The organism is Bacillus sp. RIT 809 (assembly GCF_016892495.1).
Taxonomy (GTDB): Bacteria; Bacillota; Bacilli; order Bacillales; family Bacillaceae_G; genus Bacillus_A; species Bacillus_A cereus_U.
In genome coordinates this window covers 44,297-68,001 of record NZ_JAFEMR010000001.1, presented here as the reverse complement: position 1 = coordinate 68,001, position 23,705 = coordinate 44,297, and the positions used below count along the sequence as shown (strand labels likewise).

The following is a 23,705-nucleotide window of genomic DNA, read 5'->3' as shown; positions in this document are numbered from 1 at the left end:
GTGATAAAGATGGAAGCTTTTATTAGAAGTGATCAATATAATTTTATAAAATCACAAGCTTATATTTTAGCAAATGGGCATGCGACGGCAAATGATAGAGGAGTAATTCAAGCGTTAAAATCACTTGCAATTGAAAAGATAATACATGTATTTGAGAATTTAACGGATGAACAGAAAGAGTTAATTGATACGGTATTAACAGTTCAAAATAGAGAAGATGCAGAATCGTTTTTAATGAAAATAAATCCGTATGTAATTCCGTTTCAGGAAGTTACAGCACAAACGTTAAAGAAATTATTTCCTAAGGCGAAAAAGTTAAAACTTCCTGATATGGAAGAACTGGATATGAAAGAATTATCTTATTTAAGCTGGATTGACAAGGGATCAAGCAGGAAATTTATTATAGCGAAAAATGATAAAAATAAGTTTGTTGGTCTGCAAGGAACATTTCAAAGTTTAAATAAAAAAAGCATTTGTTCATTATGTCATGGGCATGAAGAAGTAGGAATGTTTTTAGTTGAAATTAAAGGTGATGTACCAGGAACTTTCGTTAGAAAGGGAAACTATATTTGCAAAGATGGTGTAGCTTGTAATCATAATATGAAATCGCTTGATAAATTGAACGATTTTATTGAACGATTGAAGAAATAAAGAAGAAACCTCTAGTATTTAAACTGGAGGTTTTTATTTTTTGAAGAAGTAATAATAGGTTTCCTTTGAAGATGTAGATTAAAATTAAAGTTTGATAAAAATATATGTTTTGATACAGTTGCTTATTTTGAAGGAGGAAAAACATGAATTACATTTCACCGAAAGAAAAGGTATTAAAAGTGAAACGGTGGCCTAAAGATACGATAGCGGCGGGTCGTGGTCATACCGTTGCTCTTAAATCAGATGGCACGGTGGTAGCAGTGGGACGAAATAAAGAAGGTGAATGCAATGTAAGCGGCTGGCGTGATATTGAAGCGGTCGTGGTGGGGAATGTTCATATGGCGACGAACACAGGTAATGCTCATACAATCGGTCTTACAACTGACAGTACTGTGGTAGCTGTGGGTTGGAATAAGCATAACCAATGCGATGTAAACGACTGGAATAATATTGTAACAGTGGCGGCGGGGTGGCGGCGTACCATTGGTCTTAAATCGGATGGTACGGTGGTAGCAGTGGGGCGAAATAAAGAAGGTGAATGCAATGTAAGCGGCTGGCGTGATATTGTGGCGGTCGCAGCAGGCGACTGGCATACTATCGGCCTTAAATTGGACGGTACGGTGACGGCTGTAGGTAATAATCGGTATGACCAATGTAATGTCAGTGGCTGGAGGGATATTGTGGCGATAGCGGCAGGCTATCTTCATACAGTTGGTCTTAAATCAGACGGTATGGTGACGGCTGTGGGTAATAATAAACATGGCCAACGTGATGTAAGTGATTGGCGCGATATTGTGGCGATAGCGGCAGGGAGTAATCATACAATTGGTCTTAAATCTGACGGCATAGTGACGGCTGTGGGTAATAATAAACATGGTCAATGTGATGTAAGTGATTGGCGCGATATTGTAGCGATAGCGGCGGGTTGTGCCCATACAGTCGGTCTTAAATCAGACGGCACGGTGGTAGCAGTGGGTGATAACGAATATGGCCAATGCGATGTAGACAGCTGGCACGGTATCCGACTGCCCGATCCAAACATTTTGTCAATCTAAATATGTGTTGATGGGAATAAGAATGTTTAATTTCTAATAAATCGCGGGTAATATTATTTTATTTCAGGAGTAATTATGGAATAAGGTATGTAGAAAATAATTAAACTTAAATCTACTGAATAAGAAACCTTTTACAAAAAGGGGTTCTTATTCTTTTCCATAAAATGAGAGTTTACATGGCATTTTTGAACAGATGTTATTAATCGCGATTGGTCTTTTAATTGTATGGTACTTTTCTCAAAGATAAAAACGCATCGTACTTTTAAAAGAAAGCACGATGCGTTTTTATTATTATTTTTGCCAATTTTCTTTTATGAAATCTTCACGACCAGATTCTTTTTGCTCGGTAGCATATTTCTCTGGATTCTTTTTATAGAAATGTTGGTGGTATTCCTCTGCTTCATAAAAAGGTGCAGCTGAGCGAATTTCAGTCACAATAGGGTTTTTAAACATACCGCTTTCTGCTAGAGTTTGCTTCGATTTTTCTGCAAGCTCTTTTTGCGCTTCAGTATGATAAAAAATTGCTGTGCGGTAAGAGGGACCACGATCGAAAAATTGTCCGCCGTCATCAGTTGGATCAATTTGTGGCCAATATAAATCTAGTAATTTTTGATACGGGAAAATAGAAGGATCAAATGTAATTTGAACGACTTCTAAATGTCCCGATGTCCCTGATTTTACTTGTTCGTATGTTGGGTTTTCTATATGACCACCCGCATAGCCGGAAAGTACTTTATGAATACCAGGAAGTTCATCAAATGGCTTTACCATGCACCAAAAACAACCACCTGCGAAGGTTGCGAGTTCGTATGTTTTCTCTGACATTGCTGTAATCCTCCTAAATTTATATGTTTTATATAGTATTATATAAATTGTTTTATTGCGCAATAAAAAAGATTTGAAAATATATGTTTTTTATAAACAAGATCCTCCGCTCACATCAATCAATTGGCCAGTAACCCAGCGACTATCAGGGGAAGCGAGAAATGCAGCGGTATCGGCAATGTCTTCTACTTCACCTAATCGATTGAAAGCTGAAATGTTAGTAGCATACTGTTTCATCATTGGATCGCTTAAGAGTTCTGCGTTCATATCTGTTTTGATAAAGCCTGGAAGAATTGCATTCACCGTAATACCACGTGTGCCAAGCTGTTTTGCTAACGTAAAAGTCATTGTATTAATAGCGCCTTTCGTCATACTATAGGCAACGAAATCAGGTAAAGAAATACGAGTGGCAGCGGATGAAATATTAATAATTCGGCTATTGTCACGTAAACGAGATAGAGCTTGTTGGATGATGAAGAATGGTGCTTTTGCATTTACTGAAACGATTCTATCAAAAAATTGTTCAGTCGTTTCTTCAATAAAAGCACCAGGTCCAATTCCAGCGTTGTTTATTAAAATATCAAATTCCGTTCCACCAGTTCGCTTTTGCAATTCAGTATCTAAAGAATTATATAGGTTTTCTACACCGTGTAAAGATTCAAGATTTGCACCGATAGAAAAAGCTGATCCGCCATTTGATTGAATTTCATGAACAGTTTCTTCAGCATCTTCTTTTCGGTTACCATAATGAACAGCAACTAATGCACCATCGTTTGCTAAACGTTTTGCGATAGCACGTCCAATTCCTCGGCTTGCGCCAGTAACTAATGCTATTTTACCTTTTAACATAGTTCTCTCATCTCCTCATAAATTTTTTATATGTTTTTAAGTTGTTTTTCTTTATGTAGAAAAGCAAACATACTTAAGTAATATATGAGTACGTGTAAGAAGTTCATTCCAATTTTGTTTTGAGAAAAAATAAATAACTTTTTAGTATATGAATTGAGATTGAAAAATAAATTTTCAAAAAATATATTGACAATGAAAAGAAGAAAGTCCTATAATACGTTTAATAAATAAAAGTTAATTGAGAATTTTCTGACTTTATATTTTGTATATGCAAAGAAGAGGAAAGTAGATGATTATGATCGTTTCAGAGAGCTACTCCAAGGCTGCGAGAGTAGTAACCATCGAATCATTGAATATCACCTCGGAGCATCGCTTGCGAAAGGGAAACTGAGTAGAGGGCGGCGGCATCGTCTCCGGTAAAAGGACGGGGGTCTGGTTGGACCTACAGAGCTTATACTTCGTGAGAAGTGTAAGGAAGCTGAGTGGTAACGCGAAACTCTCGCCTCAGCAATCAAAGCTACTATTAAGTAGTAGTTGATTGCTGAGGTGAGAGTTTTTATTTTTAAAAAATAGATTAAGTAAGAGAAAAAATGTGTAAGAAGGGATTTGACAAGATGAGAAGTGACATGATTAAAAAAGGTTTTGATAAAGCTCCGCATCGTAGTTTATTAAAAGCAACTGGTTTAAAAGATGAAGATTTTGATAAACCATTCGTAGCAATTTGTAATTCTTTTATTGAAATTATTCCAGGTCATAAGCACTTAAATGAGTTTGGGAAACTCGTAAAAGAAGCAGTACGTGCAGCAGGCATGGTTCCATTTGAATTTAATACAATTGGAGTAGATGATGGGATTGCGATGGGCCATATCGGTATGCGTTATTCGCTTCCGAGTCGTGAAATTATTGCAGATTCAGTAGAAACGGTTGTAAATGCACACTGGTTTGACGGAATGATTTGTATTCCGAACTGTGACAAAATTACACCAGGTATGATGATGGCTGCACTTCGCATAAACATTCCAACTGTTTTTGTTTCAGGTGGACCGATGGCAGCTGGGAAAACATCTAAAGGGGAAGTTGTCGATTTAAGTTCTGTTTTTGAAGGGGTAGGAGCCTACCAATCTGGGAAAATTTCAGAAGAAGAATTAAAGGATATTGAAGATCATGGCTGTCCATCTTGTGGTTCTTGTTCCGGTATGTTTACAGCGAACTCTATGAACTGTTTATGTGAAGTGTTAGGCTTAGCTCTTCCTGGTAACGGGAGTATTTTAGCAATTGATCCAAGACGTGAGGAGTTAATTAAACAAGCAGCAGAAAAATTGAAAATTTTAATTGAAAGAGATATTAAACCACGCGACATTGTAACAGAAGAAGCAATTGATGATGCGTTTGCACTTGATATGGCGATGGGTGGATCAACGAATACAGTATTACACACGTTAGCACTCGCGCAAGAGGCGGGGTTAGATTACGATATGAACCGCATTGATGCAGTTTCAAGGCGTGTACCGCATTTATGTAAAGTAAGTCCAGCTTCTAATTGGCATATGGAAGATATCGATCGAGCAGGCGGGATTAGTGCAATTTTGAAAGAGATGAGCCGAAAAGAAGGGGTACTTCACCTTGATCGTATAACTGCTACTGGGCAAACGTTACGAGAAAATATCGCTCATGCAGAGATTCAAGATAAGGAAGTGATTCATTCTCTCGAAAATCCTCATAGTGAAGAAGGGGGATTACGTATATTAAAAGGAAACCTTGCGAAAGATGGAGCGGTTATTAAAAGCGGAGCAACCGAAGTAAAACGATTTGAAGGACCTTGCGTTATTTTTAATTCACAAGATGAGGCGCTTGCCGGCATTATGCTTGGGAAAGTTAAGAAAGGAGACGTAGTTGTCATTCGCTATGAGGGGCCAAGAGGCGGACCTGGTATGCCGGAAATGTTAGCACCAACATCAGCAATTGCTGGTATGGGATTAGGAGCTGATGTTGCACTTTTAACTGATGGTCGCTTCTCTGGTGCTTCACGTGGTATTTCAGTAGGGCACATTTCACCAGAAGCAGCTGCGGGAGGAACGATTGCACTTCTTGAAAAAGGAGATATTGTATGTATTGATGTTGAAGAACGCTTGTTAGAAGTAAGAGTTAGTGATGAAGAATTAGATAAACGTAAAAAAGAATGGAAACGACCGGAACCAAAAGTGAAAACTGGCTGGCTTGGACGTTATGCGCAGATGGTAACATCGGCGAATACAGGTGCAGTTCTAAAAATCCCAAATTTTGATTGAGCCAATTTAAAAGAGATAAGGATGATACGGAATGGTGCAAAAGGTAAAGGAGAGAGTGAAAATTGAAGATATCTTAATGGCTCATAATTGCATGAAAGATATCGTTATTAAAACACCGTTACAACGAGATTCAGTTTTATCTGAGAAATATGAATGTGATGTATACGTTAAGCGAGAAGATTTACAAGTTATTCGTTCTTTCAAAATTCGTGGTGCGTATAATTTAATTCAAAGTTTACCGAAAGAAAAGTTACAAAATGGTGTTGTTTGTGCAAGTGCTGGTAATCATGCACAAGGAGTGGCTTATACATGTAATTTATTGAAGATTCCGTCAAAAGTTTTCATGCCGACAACGACACCTAAGCAAAAAGTATCACAAGTTGAATTTTTCGGTGGTGATTTCGCAGAAATTGTATTAGTTGGTGATACATTTGATAGTGCTTTCCAAGAGGCGCAGCGCTATTGTGTGGAAAATAGGATGACATTTGTACATCCGTTCGATGATCCGTATGTCATTGCTGGTCAAGGAACAGTCGCTGTTGAAATTATGCATGATATGGAGAAACCAGTTGATTATATATTTACAGCAATTGGCGGTGGTGGATTAGCATCTGGTATTGGTACATATGTAAAGGGGGTTAGTCCTACTACAAAGGTTATTGGTGTAGAACCGATGGGAGCTGCATCTATGAAAGAAGCTTTTCTTCAAAATGAAAATGTTGCATTAGATAAGATTGATAGTTTTGTTGATGGAGCAGCTGTTAAGAAGGTAGGAAAGTTAACTTTTGAAACATGTAAAGATGTAATTGATGACATTGTTTTAGTACCGGAGGGAAAGGTTTGTACAACGATTTTAGAACTGTATAAGAAAAATGCGATTGTAGCAGAGCCGGCTGGAGCGCTTTCTATTGCGGCACTTGATCTATACAGAGATGAAATAAAGGGGAAAACAGTTGTATGTACGTTAAGTGGTGGGAATAATGATATTGATAGAATGCAAGAAATGAAAGAACGATCCCTTATTCATGAAGGATTAAAGCACTATTTCATCATTGAATTTCCTCAACGTTCAGGAGCACTACGAGAGTTTCTGGATAAAGGATTAGGACCGGAAGATGATATTACTCGCTTTGAGTATATTAAGAAACATAATAAAGAAAATGGTCCAGCTTTAGTGGGGGTAGAATTAAAACATAGGGAAGACTATGAAGCTTTAATTACTCGCTTTCAAGAAAATAACATTCAATTTGTGGAGCTTAATAAAACTCCTGTGCTGTTTGATTTACTTATTTAATAAAAGAAAAGAGTTAACATACAATTCTACTTGAAATAAAAAAGATAGATACAAGCGGCGGGAAATCCTGCTTGTTCTATCTTTTTTATTCTTTGAAAGTTAAACGAAATACGTTCCATATTTAAGAAGGATAAAGCTAGTTAACCAAAAAAGTATTGCAATACGAATGATTACGTACATTGTAAATTCAAAGGGAGAAAGTTTTCTCTCTCGCTTTATTTTTCTTAGAAGTCTAACCGAAAAAATGGAACATAAAAGCAGGATCGCTATAGATAGTTCATACACTTTTTCTAGCAGACTTATATTTTCTAACAAGTTTTTCAGCATATTCATCACCTTTTTGTAATGTATATCACAGAGAAATGGATCTCATGCTGTTTAGTTGCGTTTGTTTATTATTTTCCCAGTATCATCAATTTCTACATCAGTTGAAACCGTTTGTAAATATTGTAGAGCTTTTTTCTTTTCTTCTTCATTTACAGGGGAAACTTGGTTGTTGCGAATGATGTAAGGATTGAATGACATTTGGACATCCTTTCCTTTAAAGGTTAAAGTTAATACGCCAGTTTCGGCGCTTTTTCCATTCACATAACTTGGGAATAAAAAGTTTCCTAATGAGTAAGCGATAGGCACTTTATTATAATACTCAAACCCTTGTAACCAATGCGGGTGACTTCCAACAATCGCATCAGCACCCGCCTCTACCATTTTCGGAACATATTGTTTCTGGTATTCTATCGGGCGATTTGATTTTTCGACGCCCCAATGCATATAGACGATTACATAATCAGCATCTTTCTTTTGCTCTTGAATTGTTTTTGTTACAAGATCTAGATCATATCCGTTTGCAACGCCGGGTTTATTGTCACCAGCTACCCAATTAAAGTTAGGCATAAAGCGTACAAAGGAAAGAAATTTAAACTTTTTTCCTTTTACAGTTAGTTCACGAGCGGTATAAGCATCTTCAACATTTTTTCCGGCTCCAGTGTAAGGTAGTTTTAACTTTTCGACGTGAGAAATGGTGTCTAGTAGTCCATCTTGTCCATAATCAAGCGTATGGTTATTGCCAATGTTTACGATGTCATATCCGGTGTTTTTAATGGCTTGTAGTGTGGATGGATCACTTTTAATCCAAAATTGTTGCCCAGGTACTTTTTTTTCTCTCGTTGTAAATGCTGACTCTAAATTAACAAAAGAAATATCAGCTTTCGTTATTTCTTCTTTTACGTGTTGAAATGGGTAATCCGCCCCATTTTTTTCGATTACAGGACGTAATTGCCAATCGAACATTGTATCACCAGAGAAGGTGAGCGTAATTTCAGGATCTTCTAGTTTCTTTTCGCTTTTTGAAGCTGTTTTACTAGAATTGTTTTGCATATCGGGTTTGTCTTTCGCTTTTGAAATAAAAGTGTAATTGATTAATAAAACAATTGGTGTAATGAAAAAGGCTATTAAAATAAGTCGTTTTAATAAAGTTTTCATAGCTACCGTCCCTTTTGGTTTTGTCCCGCTTTGTTCAACTGATAAAAATCTATCACTGACTAAAGGTTCCCTGTATACCGTAATCGTGAACTTCCACAATGAATGTAGTGAAAATAACGTATAGATAGATTCATAGATGCTAAAAAAGCGGGTTTTTAGTAATGGAAATCACTTGTTAATATTCTCAATATTAAGTTAACATATAGGTAACCTTTAAAGCAATGTGTAATCCAGAATATAGTAATAAAGAATTCAGAGGATGGAGAATGTAATATGGTTATATTAGGAGCAGTTGTAAATGGGGTCTGCATTATAATTGGAACTTTGTTTGGTAAATTATTTAGTAATATTCCAGAAAGTATGAAAGGAACGATTATGCATGCAATTGGTTTAACGGTTGCTGTATTGGGGCTTCAAATGGCATTGAAGAGTGAAAGTTTTCTCGTTGTGATTTTAAGTTTAGTTATTGGTGCGGTAATTGGAGAATGGCTACAATTAGAAGAAAGATTAACACATTTAGGAGAATGGCTAGAAAATAAAGTTGGATCGAAAGGTAAAGGAAGTATATCAGAAGGTTTTGTAACAGCTACTCTAATTTTTGCAATTGGAGCGATGGGGATACTTGGCGCATTAGACAGTGGTATTAGAGGGAATCACGATGTTTTATTCACAAAAGCGATTATTGATGGATTCATTTCTATTATATTGACGACAACTCTTGGAATTGGAGTGGTATTTTCAGCAATTCCCGTTATTTTATATGAAGGTGCCATTGCAATTTTTGCAACACAAATTAATAGTTTTGTACCAGAGAAATTAATGAATCAATTTATAGTTGAAATGACAGCAACTGGTGGTATTATGATTTTTGCAATTGGATTAAACTTACTTGGATTCATTAAAATTAAAGTAGCAAATTTACTTCCAGGGATATTGGTAGTTGGAATAATTGTTTCTATTATATATGGTTACGGTTTGATATTTAGTTTTTAGGGGGAAGGGATGTAGATGGAGGAATTCCAATTTACAAAACGTGCATATAAAATATTGGAGATTGCAACGCGAGAGGCTGAGTGTAATAAAGGAATTATTCATCCAGTTCATCTATTTATAGGAGCTTGTAAGGAAGGTAATGGAGTTTGTGCGGAGTTACATATGTATTTATTTCACACGGTGGGTATGGATTTTTTAGCAAAAATATCGTTGCTCCAACAATATTATACAAATGAAATAGAATACATAAATGTTGGGGAGTTTAAAGTTTCAAATAAGACGATAGAAGTTTTAAAAGTAGCAAAGAAACGGATGGACCGTTTTCAGCAAGTATTAATAAATGAAGGGCATGTTTTATATGCACTGTTTCAAGTTGATACAGTTATTGAAAAGGTTATAAGTAAAAACGTGCAAAAAAAGGTATTGCAAATTACATCTGAGCCAAGAGACTTAACGGTCGCATTAAAAAGATTTAATCCTATTTATAATAATTTAAGCTGTAATATTAGAAGAGCGATCTTTTCTGATTTTGAAAAGTTAGCACGTTTTGTTAAGGATGAATTTGGTGAGCGTTGGTTAAAATCTTTAGATTATGGATTTCGGACATATAAAGAAGAGTTACCTATTTTTATTGCGGAGGAAGGAGGAGAAATTATTGGTTTCGCTTGTTACGATGTTGTGAGAGGAAAGAAAGGATTGTTTGGCCCGATGGGTACAGCGAAACATAATCGTGTGAACGGTGTTGGGAAGGAATTGTTACATCATTGTTTATATAGTATGAAGCAAGATAGATATGAATATGCAATTATTGGACAAGCAGGTCCGATTGAGTTTTACGAGAGAAGTTGTAATGCGAGTTTAATACAGATAGAGAATAATTAACCAACTTCATATAGGGGAGTTGGTTTTATTATGAAAGCGTTGTAGGAATGTAGTGATTTTTACTAGAAAATAACGGATTTTGTAGTAAATCTTACATGTAAAGCAAATTACTAAACTTTTTCTAGAAAACGGTGTAGAATGGGGAGCGAAAGAAAGAAGGTGTGAAAATGGCCAGCTGGAAACGAAATTTAATGATTTGTTGGCTAGGTTGTTTTACCACTGCAGCCGGTATGAGTTTAGTAATTCCTTTTTTATCTTTTTATATTGAGGAATTAGGGGTGACCGGCACTTCTAGTATTGCACAGTGGTCGGGACTTGCATTTGGTGTAACATTTTTAATGGGAGCGATTGTATCACCGATATGGGGAAAGCTCGGTGATATACATGGACGGAAATTGATGCTTATACGTGCTAGCCTTGGTATGGCGATAATTATGACGCTTATGGGGTTTGTGACAGACGTGTATCAACTAGTCGCACTTCGGTTTTTAATGGGAGCGGTATCTGGTTTCCTTTCTACAGCGATGACATTTATTGCTGCAGAAACTCCGCAAGAACATTCAGGTTGGGCAATTTCTACAATCTCAACTGGAGGCGTGAGCGGTTCATTACTTGGGCCGATACTCGGAGGTTATTTGTCAGAGTTAATCGGAATGCGCCATGTTTTTCTAGTTACAGGAGCTTTCTTATTCCTTTCCTTTCTTATCGTCTTTTTCTTCTTACATGAAGAGAAAAATTCTGCTAAAGCAAAAAAGGCACAGCCGAAAAAAGTATGGACGATGGTCCCTGCAAAACATTTAATAATAAGTTTATTTGTAGCAACGTTTATTATTCAGCTTGCAAATATGTCGATTCAACCTATTATTACGTTGTACGTAAAGCATTTGGCAGGACCAGGAACAGATCATATTGAAATGATTGCAGGTGCAGTCATGTCTGCGACAGGATTAGCAGTTATTTTAGCAGCTCCTAAGCTAGGAAGATTATCAGATCATATTGGACCTCAAAAAACGTTAGTTGTAGCGTTGTTTGCTGCAGGAATTATTTTTATCCCGCAAGCATTTGTAACCTCAGCTTGGCAACTATTAATTCTTCGCTTTTTATTAGGTATCGCACAAGCAGGACTATTACCTTCCGTACAAACTCTACTAAAACAACATACGCCAACCCATGTAACGGGACGAATATTTGGATATAATCAATCGTTTCAGTTTTTAGGAAATATGATTGGGCCAGTACTTGGTGGACAAATTGCAGCTCATGCGGGATTCCAATATGTTTTCTTCTCTACATCATCATTATTATTTATTGCATGTATTTGGGTTTATTTTCATAGTAAGAATGCAGAGGTATCAGAGAAACAACATTTGGAAGTTAGTTAATTAGGTGAATAAACAGTAAAAAGGATGAAGCAATATTTGCTCCATCCTTTTTCATTAAAACTGAAGACAAAGATAACTTAGCGTACCAAGCTCGTAGCTACGGTGAATGACTTTCCCTGTCTGTTCACCACTACCCATTGCGATAAATAAAGGAACAAAATGCTCTGCTCTTGGTACTGCTAATTGTGCATGAGGCGCATTTTTCTCCCAATTAAACAATGCATTTTTATCATTAGTCTGCATATGGTTAATAATCCAATCATCAAATTCAATTGCCCATTTTTCAGGTGTGGTTTGATTCCATTTCAATACCCGTAAATTATGAACAGTAACACCGCTACCGATTACTAAAATATCTTCTTGTCCAAGTCCTTTTAGTGCCTCTCCAATTTCAAATTGTTCTTTTGCAGGAAGGAATGGATTTACTGATATTTGTACGACAGGAATATTTGCTTCTGGATACATGCGATGCAGGAGTGTCCATGAACCATGATCTAAACCTCTCGTCATATTATGATGGACTGGAATGCCTTTGTTTTTAAATTTTGTTTCTAGCATAGACGCAATGCTAGAAGAGCCTTTCGCACGATATTTAATTTCGTATAACTCAGGAGGAAAACCTCCAAAGTCATAAATTGTTTCATATTCTTCATCTGAAGAGGAAATCGTTAATACTTCACTTTCCCAGTGAGCGGTAAAAATAACAATAGCTTTCGGTGTATATGTTTCCCCAAGTGTCTTTAAAAAGCGTGTATAGTCTGTATCTTGAATAGCAAGCATAGGTGATCCGTGTGCTAAAAATAATGATGGCATCATAATTGAAACCTCCTAAAAATATTATAATTACTTTATGTAAGTAACTATATAATTTTATTTATTGTTCGTCAACATAATAGTTTGAGAGCTAATCGGAAAAGTGCGGCATTTGTCATAATGAAAGCAATTGCATATAATACATAATAAGAATAATGAATGCATATTCATTATTTTAGAGATACATAATAGATTTGGAGGCTGTCGGAATGAGCATACAGGAAAATTTCGTTACGGCATTGGATAAATCGGAAATTTATTTGCGTAAATGGTTACCAGAAGGAAATCCGCGGGGGATTGTTCAAATTGCACATGGTATGACAGAACATGCAGGTGTTTATACAGAATGCATTGATGCTTTATTAGAAGCAGGGTATGGTGTTTATGCTCATGATCATAAAGGGCATGGGAAAACAGTAAAAAGAGAAGAGGACTATGGTCATTTCGAGCCGGATATAGGCTGGAATCAGGCTGTGTCTGATGTTATCTTTGTTTCGGAAATGATAAAAGAAGAGCAGGCATGTCCATTATTTTTACTTGGGCATAGTATGGGCTCTTTTTTATCAAGACGGGCTGTACAAATTAGAGGCGAATTATATGATGGATTTCTCATTTCAGGAACTGGTGGAAATCCAGGGCTTTTAGGAAGTATTGGTCATAAAGTAGCGACAATTGAGATGAAACTTCGCGGAAAGAAAACGAAAAGTCCGATGCTGAACTTCTTATCTTTCGGAAACTTCAACTCGCACTTTAAGCCAAATCGTACGAAATTTGATTGGTTATCTTCAGATATTAATCAAGTTGATAAATATATTGCGGATCCGTTATGTGGATTCATTTGTACGACGAGTTTTTATCGAGAATTGTTTCATGGAGTTCTAGAAGTAAATAAAATAGAAGAATACAAGAAGACACCAAAAAATCTTCCAATACATATATTCTCTGGTGATCGAGACCCTGTTGGGGATATGGGGAAAGGTGTAAATGAAGTGTATGAAAACTATAAAAAATGTGGTGTGAAAGATGTAACACTGCGTTTATATGAAAATGGTAGACATGAAATGTTCCATGAAGTGAATAGAGATGAAGTATTTAAAGATTTGATTTCATGGTTAGATGAGCATATTGTATAAGAAGAAACCTCACTTCATGCTGAAGTGAGGTTTTTTGAGAAATTGGAGGATTGATTATGAGTGAATTTGTAAATAAAGAATATGTAGAAATAGATTTTCAAGATGTTTGGATAAAAGAAGAGGAATTGAAAAATTGTACCTTCATAAAATGCCGTTTTAGAGGGGTAGATGCATCAGAAGTTTTTAGTCAAAATTGTAATTTCATAGAATGTGATTTTACTGGTACTCTTTTTAATGCCTCTATCCATCAAGGAACTACGTTTGCTAATTGTAGGTTTTTTGGTGCGAATTTATTTGTATCTAAGTTTGAAGAATGTAAAATGACTGGTTCGGATTTCGAAGAAGCAAATTTAGACGGAATAACAATTATATCAGGCGACTGGTCATATACGAATTTAAGGTTTGCGAACTTAAGTAAACAAATTTTAAAGGGTATTCGTTTAATTGAAGCTGACTTATATGAATGTAATTTAGAAAAAGCAGATTTACGTGAAGCAGATTTAACAGGTGCACAATTAGGTAAGGCAAAACTTAGCGGTGCAGATTTAAAAGGAGCTGTAGTTGATAGAATCGACTTTAAAAGTTTTGATTTGAAAAATGTGAAATTGGATATAGCGCAGGCGGTTGCAGTTGCGAGATGTTATGGTGCGAAGGTGAATTAAATCAGTTGTAACACGGTTCAATATATTGAACCGTGTTACAATTATTAATAATTTTAATAGTTATTCTCTATATAAGAAGCTATGTCATTAGCAAGAGTCGATGTTAATAGTGTAGATACATTACTTAAAATGATGATTGTAGCCTCTTTGTCAATTAACCGTAAATAAGAGGATGTAAAGCCGTTAATGCCGCCGTGATGGAATACAAGTTTACTATTTTCGCCTGCCATAGCGATGTTCCAGCCGTAACCATTTCCATAAGATCCTGCAGTAAACATGCGAGACGTCATACTATTTGAAAGCAAACGATTTTCTTTTATCGCTTGATCAAATATATATAAATCGTCGGCTGTAGAAAATAATCCACCAGCTGAATACGAGTTTGACATATGAATAAATGATGTGTTCTGTAAATCATGAATTGGATGTAACTCATACCCAGTTGCTTTATGTTTTTGAATGGTGTGATTCAGATCAACATCTGTGTTCATCATAGAGAGTGGATATAAAATCTTCTTTTTAAGAAATTCTTCATAAGAAATCCCATTTATAACTTCAATGATGTGTCCTAATATAATATAACCTGAATTCGAATAATTGAATTTTTCACCAGGGCTAGATTCAAAGGGACATGTAATAATCCATTGTATTAATTCATCCGGTGTTCGAGACTGGTAAGACTGTATTAAAAAGTTGTGTTGAGCAGTAATATTCCCAACACCAGCAGTATGACTTAATAGATGCTCAATCATAATTTGATTTCCTTTTGGGAAAGTTGGAATGAATTGATCCAATGTATCATGTAGCTGTAATTTTTTCTCTTCCACAAGCATTAAAATAGCAACTGCAGTGAAGATTTTAGTTATTGATCCGATACGAAACTTTGTTGTAGCTGTATTAGGTATGTCCCAATCGTAATTAGCTTTTCCAAATGACTGTTTATAAAGAGTTTGTTCTTTATGGGCTACTAAAATTGTACCATTGAATTTTTCGGTATTTTTATATAATAATGAATTGATATATGAGTTTAGCAAATTTCAGGCACTCCTTCAAATTTTGGAATATTAGTTACCTGAAATGTAATCCAACGGCATAAGCAATTCCCCCTAAATGAAATATTTTTTGGAATACTTTTCTATATTATAATGCAAGTTATAAAAGAAGCAAGTGGATTTCTAATCTATGAAAATTAAAGGTTTTTTGAATTACTTTCCGAATCACTTTAGTAGTTTACATATCGAAGGTGAGGAGAAAGAATCATGAAGGTAAGAGAAGCAGTAGTAAGTGAAGCAAATGAACTAAGTCAACTGGCACTACATTCAAAAGCTACTTGGGGTTATAGTGAAGAATTTATTTTAGCTTGTAAGGAAGAATTAACGATCTCAGAGGATTACATAAAAAATAATTTTGTATATGTTTTAGAAAATGATGATGCGAAGATTGGATTTTTCTCATTTTTACATAATGAAAATGCTCTCGATTTCCTATACATTTATCCTAGTTATAAAGGAAAAGGATACGGGAAAATACTTTGGAGGTTTGTAGTAGAGCAAGCAAATGAACTAGGATTGAAAAGTTTTACGATTGATAGTGATCCAAATGCGAAAGGATTTTACGTGAAAATGGGGGCAAAACTAATCGGTGAGACACCATCAACGGTTTTTAAAAATCGCCTTTTACCTCTTTTACAATATCGTGTGTAAAACTACCAATGTCAGGGGGAGCTGAGAATGGATAATAAAAAGACAAAACCAATATATGAAGCGTTAATAAAATCTTGGTCAATAGAAACGAGTTCTAAGTGGACGAGCGAAAACCCGGCAAAGGGACAATGTGGTGTAACGGCCCTTATTATTCAAGAATTATGCGGGGGAGAGATAAAAAAGACGAAAGTAGGAGAAGTGTGGCATTTTTACAATACAGTGGATGGGAAAAGGCATGATTTTACTTGGACTCAATTTCATGAAAAATTAAACTATATGGACGTGAAGTCGAGCCGTGAAGAAGCATTTGCAGATACAAATGACAAACAATATGACATTTTGAAGGAAAAGATAATGAAAGAATTAAAATTATCTTTTGACTCTTAATCTTTAATAAGTTACTATAATGGTGGTAACTTATTAAAGGGAACTTCATAGAGTTGAAAGGGGAAATACTTTTGAAAACAACTTATGTAAACGCTACAATTGTAACGATGAATGAACAAAATGAAGTGATAGAAAATGGATATATCATTGTAGAAAATGATCAAATTATAGATGTAAATAGCGGAGAAATCCCTTCTCATTATGAAGTGGATGAAGTAATTGACATGAAAGGAAAGTGGCTTTTACCTGGGCTTGTAAATACACATACACATGTTGTAATGAGTCTTTTGAGAGGTATTGGCGATGATATGTTATTACAGCCGTGGCTTGAGACGAGAATTTGGCCACTTGAAAGCCAGTTTACTCCAGAGCTTGCGGTTGCTAGTACGGAATTAGGATTACTTGAAATGGTGAAAAGTGGTACAACATCATTCTCTGATATGTTTAATCCAATTGGAGTAGATCAAGATGCAATTATGGAAACGGTGTCAAAAAGCGGAATGCGAGCTGCTGTTTCAAGAACTTTATTTAGCTTCGGAACGAAAGAAGATGAAAAGAAAGCAATTGAAGAAGCGGAGAAATATGTAAAGCGATATTATAAGGAAAGTGGTGTGTTAACTACGATGGTTGCACCGCATAGTCCATATACATGTTCCACAGAACTGTTAGAAGAGTGTGCACGTATTGCAGTAGAAAATCAAACTATGGTTCATATCCACCTTTCTGAAACAGAACGTGAAGTACGTGATATTGAAGCACAGTACGGAAAACGTCCAGTAGAATATGCGGCAAGTTGCGGATTGTTTAAACGTCCAACAGTTATTGCACATGGTGTGGTATTAAATGAAAATGAGCGTGCTTTCTTGGCAGAACATGATGTTCGGGTAGCTCATAATCCGAATAGTAATTTAAAACTAGGTTCTGGTATAGCGAATGTAAAAGCGATGCTAGAAGCAGGAATGAAAGTAGGGATTGCAACAGATAGTGTTGCATCTAACAACAATTTAGATATGTTTGAAGAAATGCGCATTGCAGCTTTATTACAAAAAGGTATTCATCAAGATGCAACAGCACTACCAGTTGAAACAGCTCTTACTCTTGCGACAAAAGGAGCTGCGGAAGTAATTGGCATGAAACAAACGGGATCGCTTGAGGTTGGAAAGTGTGCTGATTTTATTACGATTGATCCGTCTAATAAACCACATTTACAACCAGCAGATGAAGTATTATCACATCTTGTGTATGCAGCTAGTGGAAAAGATGTAAGTGATGTAATTATTAACGGAAAACGTGTCGTTTGGAACGGTGAATGTAAAACATTAGATGAAGAGCGTATTATATTTGAAGCAAGTCGTTATAAACGAGGTTTACAAAGATAGGTAATTACATGTCAGTTGAAAAAGCTATCCTTTTTTAAAAGGATAGCTTTTTTTCTTAAATGAATAAATATTCAATATAATGTTGCATCTTTCTGTTAGTATTTCTGCTATAATATATAACGTTTTATAATATTTTATTTTTAAGGAGAACAATTCATGAAGCGAAAAAAGAGCCATTTAATGGTAATGGCACTTGTTACATCTTTATTTTTAACTGCTTGTAATAATAAAGCGAATAAAAGTGATACAGAGGCTGAAAAACAAGTGTTAAATGTAACAGTATCAGAAGAAATTCCTTCACTTGATACTGCAAAAACGATGGATGGTACATCAGCACACGTTATGCAAAACATATTTGAAGGGTTGTACGTGCTAAATGATCAGGATCATCCTATTCCGGCAGTAGCAAAATCGTTTAAAAGAAGTGAAGATGGTAAAAAATATACATTTGATTTGCGTAAAGATGCAAAATGGTCAAATGGAGACAATGTAACAGCAAATGATTTTATGTTTGCGTGGAAACGTGCAGTTAATCCGCAAACGGCATCACAATATGCATACATGCTCTTTCATGTGAAAAATGCGAAAGAAATAAATAAGGGAACAATGCCACTTGATGAACTTGGGGTTAAAGTCATAAATGATTATAAATTAGAAGTTGAACTAGAACAGCCAATTCCGTATTTTTTACAGTTGTTAGCACTACCTATATACTTACCACAGCATGAATCATTTTTGAAAGAACAAGGAAAGAATTATGGATTGGAACCTAGTAACCTCATATATAATGGCCCATTTGTATTAGAAGAATGGAAGCATGAACAAGAATTTCAATTAAAGAAGAATGCTACATATTGGGATCAAAAGAAAGTGAAATTAGACGAAATAAACTTTCATATCGTAAAAGATACAATGACGGCTGTAAATTTATATGAAGCTGGTGATTTGGATCGAGTGCCTATTAACTCTCAATTTGTAGATAAGTATAAAGGGAATAAGGAATTACATATGTCGAGTGATCCAGGAATTGCTATGCTACGTTTTAATGAAAAAAATAACGCGTTAGCAAATAAGAAAGTACGTCAGTCTATCTCGTTAGCATTAAATAAAGATGATTTCGTTGCGCACTTTATTAATAACGGAGCAAAATCTGCAAGTGGACTTGTACCAGTTGGTCATATAAATGAAGAGACTGGAAAAGATTTTAGAAAAGAAAATGGAAACATTTCTCCATATGATCTGCAAAATGCGAAAAAGATTTGGGAAGAAGCGAAAAAAGAACTTGGAGTAGAACAAGTAAGCCTCGAGTTTTTAACGTTTGAACAAGATAACGCAAAACGAATGGCAGAATATATAAAAGGTGACTTAGAAAAGAATTTGCATGGATTAACGATACAAATTAAACAACAGCCATTTAAGCAAAAGTTACAGTTAGAACAAACAGGTGATTACGATATATCTATGGCAAATTGGGGACCTGACTATAAAGACCCAATTAGTTATTTAGAGCTATTTACGACGAGTAATCCGAATAATAAAATGAGTTACTCTAATTCCCGTTACGATGAATTAATAAAGAAAGCGAAAAATGATTTTGTACTAGATCCGGAGAAACGATGGGAGGCGTTGTTAGAAGCTGAGCAGGTCTTATTAGAAGATGCTGCTGTGGCACCGCTTTATCAAATTGGCTCAGCTTATGTACAAAAGGATTATGTAAAAGGGATTGAAAAGCATCAATTTGGTGGTGTTTATACTTATAAGAATGCTTATATCGCTAATGAATAAATACAAAAAACCTTACTTTTTAAAAGTAAGGTTTTTTTTAAGAGTACATGGAATAAGGAAATGCAGTACAAATCAGCATACAAGCATTCTCTTGCTGTAACTATGTTTGTTTTTAATTATATAAAAAAAATAATAGATTATATATTTTGTCATTGATATACTTAAAAGGTAATTGAGGTATTAAGATGAATTGATAGAGATGTTTGCGTGTAATTATTTGAGTATTATAAAAAATAGGGGAGCTTAAGTGTTGGATTGGAACGGGGCTTTTTCTATATGTATTAATTGGTATGTATAATACTTGGGGATATTAATTTGGAAATCTCGGGGGATCTTTTGAAGCTGGAAAAAGCAGATTCAAATTCCATGTACCATTTGGTCCTGGTGTAGGTTTATGGGGATTTGGTTTAGAAGTTAATGTTAAGGAATAAAGGGGATAATTAGTATGAATAAGAAAGTAAAAAGATTTAAATATTTTATGATTGTATTAGCCTGTATTGCAATTTTCGGTACAATTTTACCTAATGCATTAGATCCAAATGAAACATTAGCAGGTAAAATTTCAATTGCAACTTTCGGTACAATTGGGGCTTGTTTACTATTCTCTATTATGTATTTTATTGTAAAAAAAGCTATTTTAAGAGGTGGGAAATAAGATGGGACAAAATTTAGAGTTATAATTACTTCCAATAGGTTCTATTGTAATGTTTAAAGATTGGGAGCACCCATTAATGGTTTATGGAAGAAGACAGATGGATTTTGAAACAAAAAAACATAGGATTATGTATGTTGTTATTTTCCTCATGGTAATATTTCTTCGGAGTACAATTTCTTTTTGAATCATGAAGATATTTCTAGTGTGTTACATCTTGGTTTTATTAATGAAACAGAATTAGAGTTTCAAAAATTATTTTTAAAAAAATTGAAGAAAAGCAGTGATTCTTTTAAGCTGTTGGTGTTTTTGAAATAGTTAAAGAATGAATCTTAATTCATATACATAAAAAAGGGGAATTTCTATGAAATTACTACGTTTATTTATGATTCTCACTCTTGTTGTATTGTTAAGCGCATGCAATACAGCAACACAAGTCACAAAGGTTCAAAAAAATGGCGAAACGACTTTAAAAATTGGTTCCCTGCAAGGGTATTACGATGTGCAAACACTTAAAGCTGAAAAAGGAAATGTGGAAATTCCTTATGAAGCAGCCGTTGAAGAAGGTACGATTTTATTGCAAGTTACAAAAGATGATAAGGTTATTTATGAAGAAGAAGTCACTTCTCAAAAAGAAGGTTTGCTTTCTTTTGAAGCGCCAAAATCCGGATCATATGATTTAATTGTACGCGTGAAGGGTGAAAAAGAGAAAGCAAAAGAAATTCAAATACATACTAAGCTATGAAAAAATGGCAAGTGGAGTGCACCCGCTTGCCGTTTCTATTTTCAGTTGATTCTGTCACAACATATGTTTATCAATTTAAGAAGTGATCCGCTGAGTCCTGATGTTTATTCCGCCGAAATTCCTGATGAAGTTAAAATAAGAGATGAACAAAAGAATGTGTTACAAACTTGGCATGTTAGTAACGAAATTGATAACTCTCTTTTACATGATAAAAAGACTGGGTTTGATGCATTTGTATTTGAAAGAGATGTAGATGGTAAAAAGCAAGTAGTAGCACTCAGGGAGACATAAGGTGATGACCTTTTTGGAGAAGGTGTCCCAGACCTTACTACAGATATTAATTATATATGGGGGTAAATAAGTTGAAAAACATTGAAGTTCTAAATAAATACATTGAAGGGTTTTCTAATGCTCTCCCTACGTGGTTAAAGCATCTAATCGAGGCAGAGGAGATACATCAAAACTATGAGAATGTACAGGTACTTGGTGCATTAAAAACGGATGCGGTGTTGTACTATGTACACCGTACGCTGCAAGTATTAGATGGGTTGCCTTTAGACGAAGAAGCGTATTGCATTATTGAAAAGGTACTAACGTATAGTGAGCTTGCAAAGGTAGGCTCTTTAAAACAGAGGGAGCAATGGAAGAAAAACGGGATTAATCTATTGGTACATAACGAGGGTTCTGCTGATATCTTTAGTGATATTCAGTTTAGCGAACGTATAGAGACAAACTTAAACTCTACTGAGTATTTGTTTGTTCGAGATTTAATTAGAACACATGGATTAATCGGGCAGTATATCCGCGGAGAGGCGCGTTTGGACTCTCATGTTGATTTAATTAACACATATAAAGAAGCATACGGAGACGTTAGGTTAAAGGAGATTCTATACTATCTTAACCAATGTATTATTGAGGGCGTATCAAAATCCTTGTGGAGTGAAGTAAAGAACGATGTGAAGATTACAATTGATGGTCTATTTGATGGCTATGTGGAGCCATTTACTTCTCGCATACATAGACTCACACCAAAACATAAGGAGTCAGCATTTGAAAAAGATATAATTATGGGGAGCGAGAAGAGTGGCGTTCAAACCTTCTTATCTGATAAGGATTTATGGTATGTAGAACCGTCTATGCATGCTCTTAGCTTCGAGGATATTTGGACAGTTTTTGTTATGTTAAAGAACGAGATAGGCACTGGAAAGGTTCAGCATATCCATTTCGAGAAATTGATGCAGCAGTTGCACTATGATTTCAAAGGCGAGAAGAAGGACAACGTGTATCGTAAGCGGGTTATTGAGAAGTATCTACGGGAGTACCGTGAGAACGAGAAGCCGAATACAACGCATGTTTCTTTTGAGGCTAAAGTCGATGAAGATATGAAGACTGCGTATGTGTCGTTTCAGTTTTCTGCTGTAGGTGAGGCGTTAATTACCTTCTGTGTAGAGGCAGAGAAGATAGATATGATGCATGCTCGGGCAAATGTGCTGCTGTTTGATTTCTTCGGGTTACGTAAGGATGCGTATGATAGATTCCATAACGAAGAAGTGTATCTGGAGCATATGAATAGTTCGGCTGATGATAAACGAATTATTCTTGATTATATAAAGGGAGATACGGTTGTAGATGTCGGAGCCGGTGGTGGTGTCATGCTAGACATGATTGAAGAAGAGACCGAGGATAAACGAATCTACGGTATCGATATTTCCGAAAACGTGATTGATACGTTGAAAAAGAAGAAGCAGAACGAGGGTCGTTCTTGGGACGTCATTAAAGGGGATGCAATCAACTTAAGCAGCTCGTTTGATAAAGAATCGGTTGATACGATTGTATATTCTTCTATCCTTCATGAGCTGTTCTCTTATATCGAGTATGAAGGTAAGAAATTCAATCATGAAGTAATTAAAAAGGGTCTGCAGAGTGCCTACGAGGTGTTAAAACCAGGAGGTCGTATTATCATTCGTGATGGCATCATGACAGAAGATAAAAGGTTAATGCGTGTGATTCGTTTTAAAGATGCGGGCGGAATGAAGTTCTTAGAGCAGTATGTCCATGAATTTAAGGGGCGTATAATCCAGTATGAGGTACTTGCAGACAATACAATCAAAATGCCTGTTAACGATGCGATGGAGTTCTTATATACGTATACCTGGGGCGAGGATTCCTTCGTTCATGAGGTGCAGGAGCAGTTTGGAATCTTTACACCAAACGACTATAAGGATTTCGTAAAGGGTATCTTTGGAGATAAATTAAACATCATTCAAGCTATGAACTATTTGCAGGATGGATATACAAATCATCTAAACGAGAAAGTTGAGTTTACAGATGAGTCTGGGAATTCAGTTGCGCTACCGGATAGTACGTTCTTTATGGTTTTAGAAAAGAGGCAAGCTGACTAACGTAAGTGAGATTCTTACTACCGAAGGCGAAGTCCATTTTTGGTATTGCTGACGTGCAATATTGCGGTGTGCCATCACTAGTATTTTGGAAAAACCCATGCTAAAAGCATGCAGGATTTTATAGAGTTTTTCGGCTAATCCAGTAACAAACGAGAACCCACACTATGATAGGAATGTATAAAAAATTGCAGGGATTGATAGAAAGAGAAAGAGGTAGATTCTTTATGAGAGTAGGGATCTGCTTTTTCCTTGCTACCGATAAGTGGAGTTATGTAAACCTCGCATATATAGAATATACATTATTTTTTACTTATCTAACGGAACCGTTTTGTTAAGGGAAACT

The 23,705-nt window shown here is 35.6% G+C and carries 23 protein-coding genes, 2 pseudogenes and 1 other annotated feature; of the genes and pseudogenes, 19 read left to right on the top strand and 6 right to left on the bottom strand.

Translation table 11 applies throughout. From position 1 onward, the window contains the following. Positions 1-9 precede the first annotated feature (9 nt). Positions 10-651 carry a FusB/FusC family EF-G-binding protein gene (locus JTF23_RS00305; protein WP_204207846.1) on the top strand — a complete coding sequence of 214 codons (642 nt, stop codon included), beginning with the start codon at positions 10-12 and terminating at the stop codon, positions 649-651. A gap of 143 nt (positions 652-794) precedes the next feature. Continuing rightward, complete coding sequence (locus JTF23_RS00300; RefSeq protein ID WP_204207845.1) at positions 795-1,706, top strand: RCC1 domain-containing protein; 912 nt, start codon at positions 795-797, stop codon at positions 1,704-1,706. A gap of 291 nt (positions 1,707-1,997) precedes the next feature. Here the strand turns inward: JTF23_RS00300 and msrA are convergent, their stop codons facing one another. Then, positions 1,998-2,531, bottom strand: a complete 534-nt coding sequence (msrA, locus tag JTF23_RS00295; protein WP_204207844.1) for a peptide-methionine (S)-S-oxide reductase MsrA — start codon at positions 2,529-2,531, stop codon at positions 1,998-2,000. 90 nt (positions 2,532-2,621) lie between these two features. Continuing rightward, a complete protein-coding gene (locus JTF23_RS00290; protein WP_204207843.1) occupies positions 2,622-3,380 on the bottom strand; it encodes an SDR family oxidoreductase in 759 nt (252 codons plus the stop codon). Between the two features lie 264 nt (positions 3,381-3,644). Further along, positions 3,645-3,890, top strand: a binding site (T-box leader). A gap of 104 nt (positions 3,891-3,994) precedes the next feature. Between JTF23_RS00290 and ilvD the strand changes: the two genes are divergently transcribed. Together ilvD and ilvA are read left to right on the top strand one after the other, a co-directional pair. Beyond that, positions 3,995-5,668: a dihydroxy-acid dehydratase gene (ilvD, locus tag JTF23_RS00285; protein ID WP_204207842.1), complete on the top strand. Its 1,674-nt coding sequence runs from the start codon at positions 3,995-3,997 to the stop codon at positions 5,666-5,668. A gap of 31 nt (positions 5,669-5,699) precedes the next feature. Further along, a complete protein-coding gene (ilvA, locus tag JTF23_RS00280) occupies positions 5,700-6,962 on the top strand; it encodes a threonine ammonia-lyase IlvA (protein ID WP_070170009.1) in 1,263 nt (420 codons plus the stop codon). A 99-nt stretch (positions 6,963-7,061) separates the two neighbouring features. Here ilvA and JTF23_RS00275 read toward each other — a convergent pair whose 3' ends face one another. Then, a complete protein-coding gene (locus JTF23_RS00275) occupies positions 7,062-7,289 on the bottom strand; it encodes a hypothetical protein (protein WP_078181019.1) in 228 nt (75 codons plus the stop codon). Between the two features lie 51 nt (positions 7,290-7,340). Beyond that, entirely contained in the window at positions 7,341-8,444 is a 1,104-nt protein-coding gene (locus JTF23_RS00270) for a CapA family protein (RefSeq protein ID WP_002202432.1), read from the bottom strand. Between the two features lie 273 nt (positions 8,445-8,717). Between JTF23_RS00270 and JTF23_RS00265 the strand changes: the two genes are divergently transcribed. From JTF23_RS00265 to JTF23_RS00255, 3 genes are all read left to right on the top strand, one after another. Beyond that, on the top strand, positions 8,718-9,437 hold the full coding sequence (locus tag JTF23_RS00265; protein ID WP_088078304.1) for a DUF554 domain-containing protein: 720 nt from the start codon (positions 8,718-8,720) through the stop codon (positions 9,435-9,437). 15 nt (positions 9,438-9,452) lie between these two features. Further along, positions 9,453-10,319 (top strand): GNAT family N-acetyltransferase, encoded by an 867-nt coding sequence (locus JTF23_RS00260; RefSeq protein WP_204207841.1) that lies wholly within the window; start codon positions 9,453-9,455, stop codon positions 10,317-10,319. Between the two features lie 167 nt (positions 10,320-10,486). Continuing rightward, entirely contained in the window at positions 10,487-11,701 is a 1,215-nt protein-coding gene (locus tag JTF23_RS00255) for a multidrug efflux MFS transporter (RefSeq protein WP_088078306.1), read from the top strand. 54 nt (positions 11,702-11,755) lie between these two features. Here JTF23_RS00255 and JTF23_RS00250 read toward each other — a convergent pair whose 3' ends face one another. Further along, the gene (locus tag JTF23_RS00250) at positions 11,756-12,517 is read right to left on the bottom strand and encodes a DODA-type extradiol aromatic ring-opening family dioxygenase (RefSeq protein WP_204207840.1); all 762 of its coding nucleotides are present in this window, start codon (positions 12,515-12,517) and stop codon (positions 11,756-11,758) included. Positions 12,518-12,723: 206 nt separating this feature from the next. Between JTF23_RS00250 and JTF23_RS00245 the strand changes: the two genes are divergently transcribed. Both JTF23_RS00245 and JTF23_RS00240 read left to right on the top strand, forming a co-directional pair. After that, complete coding sequence (locus JTF23_RS00245) at positions 12,724-13,647, top strand: alpha/beta fold hydrolase (protein ID WP_204207839.1); 924 nt, start codon at positions 12,724-12,726, stop codon at positions 13,645-13,647. 56 nt (positions 13,648-13,703) lie between these two features. Beyond that, on the top strand, positions 13,704-14,309 hold the full coding sequence (locus JTF23_RS00240) for a pentapeptide repeat-containing protein (protein WP_204207838.1): 606 nt from the start codon (positions 13,704-13,706) through the stop codon (positions 14,307-14,309). A gap of 53 nt (positions 14,310-14,362) precedes the next feature. On the opposite strand, the gene JTF23_RS00235 is transcribed toward JTF23_RS00240, so the two are convergent. Then, on the bottom strand, positions 14,363-15,343 hold the full coding sequence (locus JTF23_RS00235) for a serine hydrolase domain-containing protein (protein WP_204207837.1): 981 nt from the start codon (positions 15,341-15,343) through the stop codon (positions 14,363-14,365). Between the two features lie 225 nt (positions 15,344-15,568). Between JTF23_RS00235 and JTF23_RS00230 the strand changes: the two genes are divergently transcribed. The 10 genes and pseudogenes from JTF23_RS00230 to JTF23_RS00195 all read left to right on the top strand — a co-directional run bounded on the left by JTF23_RS00230 (position 15,569) and on the right by JTF23_RS00195 (position 23,362). Further along, entirely contained in the window at positions 15,569-16,012 is a 444-nt protein-coding gene (locus JTF23_RS00230; protein WP_078181026.1) for a GNAT family N-acetyltransferase, read from the top strand. Positions 16,013-16,039: 27 nt separating this feature from the next. Then, complete coding sequence (locus JTF23_RS00225) at positions 16,040-16,399, top strand: YunG family protein (protein ID WP_002158353.1); 360 nt, start codon at positions 16,040-16,042, stop codon at positions 16,397-16,399. A 53-nt stretch (positions 16,400-16,452) separates the two neighbouring features. Beyond that, on the top strand, positions 16,453-17,778 hold the full coding sequence (locus tag JTF23_RS00220) for a bifunctional S-methyl-5'-thioadenosine deaminase/S-adenosylhomocysteine deaminase (RefSeq protein WP_204207836.1): 1,326 nt from the start codon (positions 16,453-16,455) through the stop codon (positions 17,776-17,778). 156 nt (positions 17,779-17,934) lie between these two features. After that, positions 17,935-19,563, top strand: coding sequence for a peptide ABC transporter substrate-binding protein (locus tag JTF23_RS00215; protein ID WP_204207835.1), 1,629 nt, complete (start codon positions 17,935-17,937; stop codon positions 19,561-19,563). A 317-nt stretch (positions 19,564-19,880) separates the two neighbouring features. Then, a pseudogene (locus tag JTF23_RS28175) lies at positions 19,881-19,994 on the top strand (WXG100 family type VII secretion target); the annotation flags it as partial. 14 nt (positions 19,995-20,008) lie between these two features. Beyond that, entirely contained in the window at positions 20,009-20,218 is a 210-nt protein-coding gene (locus JTF23_RS00210) for a hypothetical protein (RefSeq protein WP_204207834.1), read from the top strand. Positions 20,219-20,267: 49 nt separating this feature from the next. Further along, a pseudogene (locus JTF23_RS00205) lies at positions 20,268-20,533 on the top strand (DUF4176 domain-containing protein). A 46-nt stretch (positions 20,534-20,579) separates the two neighbouring features. Beyond that, positions 20,580-20,960, top strand: coding sequence for a BA_1872 family lipoprotein (locus JTF23_RS00200; RefSeq protein ID WP_000771818.1), 381 nt, complete (start codon positions 20,580-20,582; stop codon positions 20,958-20,960). A 156-nt stretch (positions 20,961-21,116) separates the two neighbouring features. Then, positions 21,117-21,251, top strand: a complete 135-nt coding sequence (locus JTF23_RS28075) for a hypothetical protein (protein ID WP_307839130.1) — start codon at positions 21,117-21,119, stop codon at positions 21,249-21,251. 56 nt (positions 21,252-21,307) lie between these two features. Next, entirely contained in the window at positions 21,308-23,362 is a 2,055-nt protein-coding gene (locus JTF23_RS00195) for a class I SAM-dependent methyltransferase (RefSeq protein ID WP_204207833.1), read from the top strand. Positions 23,363-23,705 lie beyond the last annotated feature (343 nt).

Excerpts from the sequence above, each read along its gene's own strand:
- JTF23_RS00275 (WP_078181019.1), bottom strand. The coding sequence starts at position 7,289 with ATGCTGAAAAACTTGTTAGAAAATATAAGTCTGCTAGAAAAAGTGTAT.
- msrA (WP_204207844.1), bottom strand. The coding sequence starts at position 2,531 with ATGTCAGAGAAAACATACGAACTCGCAACCTTCGCAGGTGGTTGTTTT.
- JTF23_RS00270 (WP_002202432.1), bottom strand. The coding sequence starts at position 8,444 with ATGAAAACTTTATTAAAACGACTTATTTTAATAGCCTTTTTCATTACA.
- JTF23_RS00305 (WP_204207846.1), top strand. The coding sequence starts at position 10 with ATGGAAGCTTTTATTAGAAGTGATCAATATAATTTTATAAAATCACAA.
- JTF23_RS00245 (WP_204207839.1), top strand. The coding sequence starts at position 12,724 with ATGAGCATACAGGAAAATTTCGTTACGGCATTGGATAAATCGGAAATT.
- JTF23_RS00260 (WP_204207841.1), top strand. The coding sequence starts at position 9,453 with ATGGAGGAATTCCAATTTACAAAACGTGCATATAAAATATTGGAGATT.
- ilvD (WP_204207842.1), top strand. The coding sequence starts at position 3,995 with ATGAGAAGTGACATGATTAAAAAAGGTTTTGATAAAGCTCCGCATCGT.
- JTF23_RS00225 (WP_002158353.1), top strand. The coding sequence starts at position 16,040 with ATGGATAATAAAAAGACAAAACCAATATATGAAGCGTTAATAAAATCT.
- JTF23_RS00250 (WP_204207840.1), bottom strand. The coding sequence starts at position 12,517 with ATGATGCCATCATTATTTTTAGCACACGGATCACCTATGCTTGCTATT.
- JTF23_RS00195 (WP_204207833.1), top strand. The coding sequence starts at position 21,308 with ATGGGGGTAAATAAGTTGAAAAACATTGAAGTTCTAAATAAATACATT.
- JTF23_RS00200 (WP_000771818.1), top strand. The coding sequence starts at position 20,580 with ATGAAATTACTACGTTTATTTATGATTCTCACTCTTGTTGTATTGTTA.
- ilvA (WP_070170009.1), top strand. The coding sequence starts at position 5,700 with ATGGTGCAAAAGGTAAAGGAGAGAGTGAAAATTGAAGATATCTTAATG.
- JTF23_RS00230 (WP_078181026.1), top strand. The coding sequence starts at position 15,569 with ATGAAGGTAAGAGAAGCAGTAGTAAGTGAAGCAAATGAACTAAGTCAA.
- JTF23_RS00290 (WP_204207843.1), bottom strand. The coding sequence starts at position 3,380 with ATGTTAAAAGGTAAAATAGCATTAGTTACTGGCGCAAGCCGAGGAATT.
- JTF23_RS00215 (WP_204207835.1), top strand. The coding sequence starts at position 17,935 with ATGAAGCGAAAAAAGAGCCATTTAATGGTAATGGCACTTGTTACATCT.
- JTF23_RS00265 (WP_088078304.1), top strand. The coding sequence starts at position 8,718 with ATGGTTATATTAGGAGCAGTTGTAAATGGGGTCTGCATTATAATTGGA.
- JTF23_RS00240 (WP_204207838.1), top strand. The coding sequence starts at position 13,704 with ATGAGTGAATTTGTAAATAAAGAATATGTAGAAATAGATTTTCAAGAT.
- JTF23_RS00300 (WP_204207845.1), top strand. The coding sequence starts at position 795 with ATGAATTACATTTCACCGAAAGAAAAGGTATTAAAAGTGAAACGGTGG.
- JTF23_RS00210 (WP_204207834.1), top strand. The coding sequence starts at position 20,009 with ATGAATAAGAAAGTAAAAAGATTTAAATATTTTATGATTGTATTAGCC.
- JTF23_RS00255 (WP_088078306.1), top strand. The coding sequence starts at position 10,487 with ATGGCCAGCTGGAAACGAAATTTAATGATTTGTTGGCTAGGTTGTTTT.